Raw genomic sequence first — 5,102 nt, 5'->3', positions numbered from 1 at the left:
CTTATCTAGTATACCAACAGAAATAAGATCAAATGCAAAATCAGTAGGAAGCATTAAAAAATTTGATACGTGATCAATTAACTCAGAAATAAGATCAAATGCAAAATCAGTAGGAAGCATTAAAAAATTTGATACGTGATCAATTAACTCTTAGTGACTATACTCAAAATATGAATGTTAATCCAGAAAATACAAGATTTGTTTTTGGGGATTGCAAATCAAAAGAAGTGTATAAAATGAAAATAGAAGGTCAAGAACCCACCGGGTTATTCAATATGAGTCATGTCAAGGGAAAAGATATTTTTGGTACTATGAAAATTTAGAAAGTAACATTGCAGGGAAAAATTTAAAGTTTACATTAGAGTAACATAAATTTAAAATTACCATATGTGAAATGCTAGGAAGATACCATAAGAAAGGAGAAAAGAAAACATGGGGAGAAATAATATATCCATCAAAACATACAAAAGAAAACCGCAGATCTGGTTCGGGACAGAAGCAGATTCGTTTTCTTATGACTTTGTATGGCATCTTCCAATGCAGATGTGTCTGGATGGAGATATCTTGAGTTTCAAAAGAGAGGGAAATATTCCGATTTTTTTGAATCATCAGATTGTGAATGAGGAGAAGATTTCCATTAAAAATGGTGATCAGATACAGATTGAAGAGCTTTCGATTACATTTTTTAAAGAAAAACTGGAAGTTCAGGCAGATACAGAATGTTTTGAAACAACGTTACTTCCGGAACGCCAGGAAGAAGAATATTTTGAAGGCTTTCCTTTCTATAAACGTTCTCCAAGAGTTGTATATCAGAGAAAAGAGGAAAAAGTGGAAATTAAAGTTCCTCCCAGGAAAAAAGAAATGTCCAGAGGTAGTCTGGCACAACTGATTATTCCTCCTCTTTGCATGATGGCACTTACCATTGCCATGGGTGTGTTTATGAAACGAGGACCTTATATGTATATGACAGCAGGAATGACTGCCATTACCTTAATCTTTTCCATTCAAAGATATGTAAGCGAAAAGCGGAACATTAAGCAGGAAAATAAGGATCGGGAAATCATGTATGATGATTATCTTCTTCGCAAACGAAAAGAAATCAAGAAGTTAAGGAAAGAAGAACGGGAAGCAATTGATTATCAGACACCAACACTTCCTATGCTGCAGGACATGGTACTGGAATACAGCAGCCGTATTTATGAACGTTCTATTTTAGATGATGACTTTTTAAAAGTAAATTTAGGATACCGAAAAGGTGAGTCCCAGATAGAAGTTTCTTATGAAGATAAAGAACTGGATATGACAAAGGATGAATTGATTGACCGGGCGAAAAAAATACCGAAGGAATTTCAAAAAGTAGAGCAGATCCCCGTAGAGATTGATCTGAAAAAGGCACATTTAGGTCTGGTAGGAAACAAGAGAAATATCCATGAGCAGTTGAAATATCTGCTTGCTCAATTAACCTTTTTCCAAAGTTACAGAGAACTGCAGATTGTGTTTATCCATAGCGGAGCATATACGGAGGACTTTCAATATATGCGCTGGTATCCGCATCTGCGATTGGAATTTATCAATGTGATCGGGGAGATTTATTCGGAGCAGATTCGAGATCAGATATTAGGAAGTATCCAGCAGATTTTAAAAGAGAGAAAACTAAAACAGGAAGAAGAAAAGAAAGCACACATTTTCCTTCCCTATTTGTTATTTATCATTGATGAACCCAAATTGATTTTAAATCATGCGATTATGGAATACCTGCAAAGCAGGGAAATGGAATTAGGCTTTAGTATGATGTATACGACTGATCAACAATCCAATCTGCCGGAAAATATTAGAACAATCTGTATTTTAGATAATTCAGAAGAGGCTCATCTTTTATTGGAAGAAGGAGAGAGAAAGAACCTTCGTTTTGAAGTGCAGCATACGGAAGGGATTCCGTTAGAGAAAATGGCAAGAGCGCTAAGTCCACTTATACATGAACAGGGCATTACTTCGCAGGTACCAGACAAACTGACCTTTTTTGAAATGTATGGAGTAGATAACACAGAACAGTTGGAAGTGGAAAAACGATGGGAGTCCCATAGTGCTTATAAAAGTCTTGCCGTTCCGATTGGTGCAAAGGCAGAAAATGATTTTACAGAACTAAACCTTCATGAAAAAGCACACGGACCGCATGGTCTTGTGGCAGGCACAACCGGTTCGGGTAAATCAGAAACCATTCAGACGTATATTTTGTCTCTTGCCGTGAATTTCCATCCCCATGAAGTTGGCTTTCTTTTGATTGATTATAAAGGTGGGGGAATGGCAAACTTGTTTGCAGATCTTCCGCATCTTTTGGGAACGATTACAAACTTAGACAAAGCAGAGAGTATGCGGGCAATGGCATCTATTAAGAGTGAACTGGCACGCAGACAGCGTATTTTTGCGGAGTATGGGGTAAATCATATTAATGATTATCAGAAATTATTCCGTATGGGGAAAGCAGAAGAACCGCTTCCGCATCTGTTTATCATCAGTGATGAATTTGCGGAGTTGAAGAAAGAACAGCCGGAATTTATGGCAGAATTAGACTCTACTTCCCGTATTGGACGAAGTCTTGGGGTGCATTTGATTCTGGCAACACAGAAACCATCAGGAGTAGTGGATGACCAGATTTGGAGTAACTCAACATTCCGTTTATGTTTGAAAGTACAAAATGCAGCGGATAGTAAAGAAATGCTCCATACGGCAGATGCAGCAAACATCACACAGGCAGGACGTGGATATTTACAGGTTGGAAATAATGAAATTTATGAATTGTTCCAGTCTGCATGGAGTGGTGCAGCCTATGGTACAAAAGAAGAACAAAAAGAGGAAGATGACAGAGTCTATCTGTTGAATGCACTTGGACAAGGAGAAGCGTTAAATAAGGATTTTAGTGGAACAAAGGAAAGCAAGCAGTTAAAGAAAAGCCAGTTAGACGTGGTGGTAGAACATCTTCAGAAGGTTTATGAAGAAGAACACTGCGTGAAAGTGAAAAAGACATGGCTTCCATCTCTGGCATTTCAGATACAGTCTCCTTATGTGTTGGACATTCAAGACAGTGTAAATTTCCAAAAGGTTGATTTGAAATTAGGGATTGGTATGATGGATATTCCGGAGGAACAGGCTCAGACAGAATATATCCTAGACTTTGAAAAGAATGGACATTTCTTGTATCTGTCTTCCAGCGGATATGGAAAAACCATGCTGCTTACACAGATTATTTTAGGGTTGTCTGCCAAAAATGCTGTGAAAAATCTGAATTTCTATCTTTTGGATTTGGGAAACAGCGGAATGATCCCATTAAAGCAGCTTCCTCATGTGGCAGATTACATGAACATCGATCATGAAGAAAAAATAGGAAAATTCCAGAAATTAATTCTGGAAGAAATCAAAGAGAGAAAGAAAAAACTGGCACGTGCCATGGTACAGAATTTTTCTGTATATAATGAAACACAGCAAGAGCCATTAAAAGCCATTGTAATTGTGATTGATCAGTATGAAGTCATAAAGGAATTGGGCGAAAGTGTAGAAAACTTTATACAGAAGGTGTCAAGAGATGGTGCAGGACTTGGCATTTACCTGGCAGTTAGTACATCGAGAGACGGAGCAATGAGAAGTGCAGCCAGAAACAATTTCAAAGTAAGAATCGGCGGTTTTAATTTTGATGAAAGTGAACTTTCTTCCTTTGTGGGAAGAAGTCCATATAAGTTGCCGGAAGAGCATAAAGGAAGGGCTTTGGTAAAAACAGACAGTATCCATGTGATGCAGCTGTATACTCCGGTTCCTTTTGAAACGGAGAAAGAATATAATCAAAATCTAAAGGAACTTATTTTTGAAATAAGTCAGAAATCTTCGGAAGAAAAAGCAAAAGAAATCCCGGTTATGCCGGAAGAACTTACCATGCCAATGCTTCCTTCCTATCCGGGATATGAAAAGACAATCTGCAAAGTGCCGATTGGATTGGATACCGATACATTACAGGTTTACTATCTTTCAATGGAACAGGCTCCGGCATTTATTCTTGGAAATGCAAAGACAGGCAAGACAAATGTGATTAAAAATATGCTTACTCTGCTGTCAGATGACAAGGTATATGTATTTGACAATAAGAGTCATGAACTTGCTGCTTACCAGTCAAAAGAAAATGTGGTTTATGCAGGAGATAAGAGTGCTGTGGCTGCAACCTTAGATCAGATTAAAGAAGATGTTTTTGCAAGAAAAGAAGAATATGAAGAAGCAAAACTGGATGATGTTTCCTTAAGCATGGAAACATTTGTGAAAACACTTCCACCAATCTATGTGATGGTAGATATGCTTCAGGAACTGTATGAGAATGTAGAAGAAGATAACAGCAGGATCGATATTTTGGAAGAAGCAGTCCGATACGGTATTTATGTATTAGTCACTTCAGAATTTAAAGTGAAGAAGATGACACGGAGTAAATTTATCGAAATGCTTTTGGCAAGCCGGGAAGTTTTAATTCTTGGAAACATCAAAGATCAGCTATTGTTCAGTTACACCGGAGTTCGGGAAGAAAATCGAAAAGTGGAATTTGGTTATTACCACAATGCAGGTGTGAACCGGAAAGTAAAATTGATTTTTCACAGGGAAATGAAATAAGAGAGAAAAGGGATATTATAGACGGATAAGACGCTGTAATATCCCTTTTCTATTTATATAAAAAAGTTAGAAGAGGATATGGTAGAATGCACAAAAAAGCACATGAAAAGATTGAAAAACAGGGCGAAATCATGTAAAATAAAGAAAAAATTGTGAAAAAAGAAACGTGATTTTATGAGTGCGAAACGAATGATTTTTGACGAGATGGGACAGAAAATATCAGCAGAGAAGAGTCATCTGTCATCGGTTATAAAAGAAAGGTGGAAGATAGATGAAGAGAGTATTCCAGGTAAGCGAGATCACACAGCTGTGTAAGGATATCAAAAGCATCTTAGAGCAGTGCAAGGAGCATGTGTCTGCTATGAGGACTTATGCAGACCAGGCAGGGGAAGCACTGGACGCAGTACCTTATGAAGTCCGTTACGGGATAGCCGTCCATGACGTTTCCCAGTTACGCA

Annotated in this window: 3 protein-coding genes; all 3 read left to right on the top strand. The window is 37.7% G+C overall.

Features of this window, described 5'->3' with window-relative positions:
* Positions 1–432 precede the first annotated feature (432 nt).
* A complete protein-coding gene (essC, locus tag DXB52_RS14730) occupies positions 433–4,644 on the top strand; it encodes a type VII secretion protein EssC (protein ID WP_118107936.1) in 4,212 nt (1,403 codons plus the stop codon).
* 174 nt (positions 4,645–4,818) lie between these two features.
* Positions 4,819–4,959 (top strand): hypothetical protein, encoded by a 141-nt coding sequence (locus DXB52_RS16270; RefSeq protein ID WP_181980176.1) that lies wholly within the window; start codon positions 4,819–4,821, stop codon positions 4,957–4,959.
* A partial coding sequence (locus DXB52_RS14725; protein WP_147343386.1) for a hypothetical protein occupies positions 4,916–5,102 on the top strand: 187 nt, incomplete at its 3' end. The genes DXB52_RS16270 and DXB52_RS14725, both read left to right, overlap by 44 nt.

Source organism: Ruminococcus sp. OM04-4AA (genome assembly GCF_003462585.1).
GTDB lineage: Bacteria > Bacillota > Clostridia > Lachnospirales > Lachnospiraceae > Mediterraneibacter > Mediterraneibacter faecis.
Note: the sequence above shows the minus strand (reverse complement) of the source record. Positions and strands in the feature narration are given on the sequence as shown.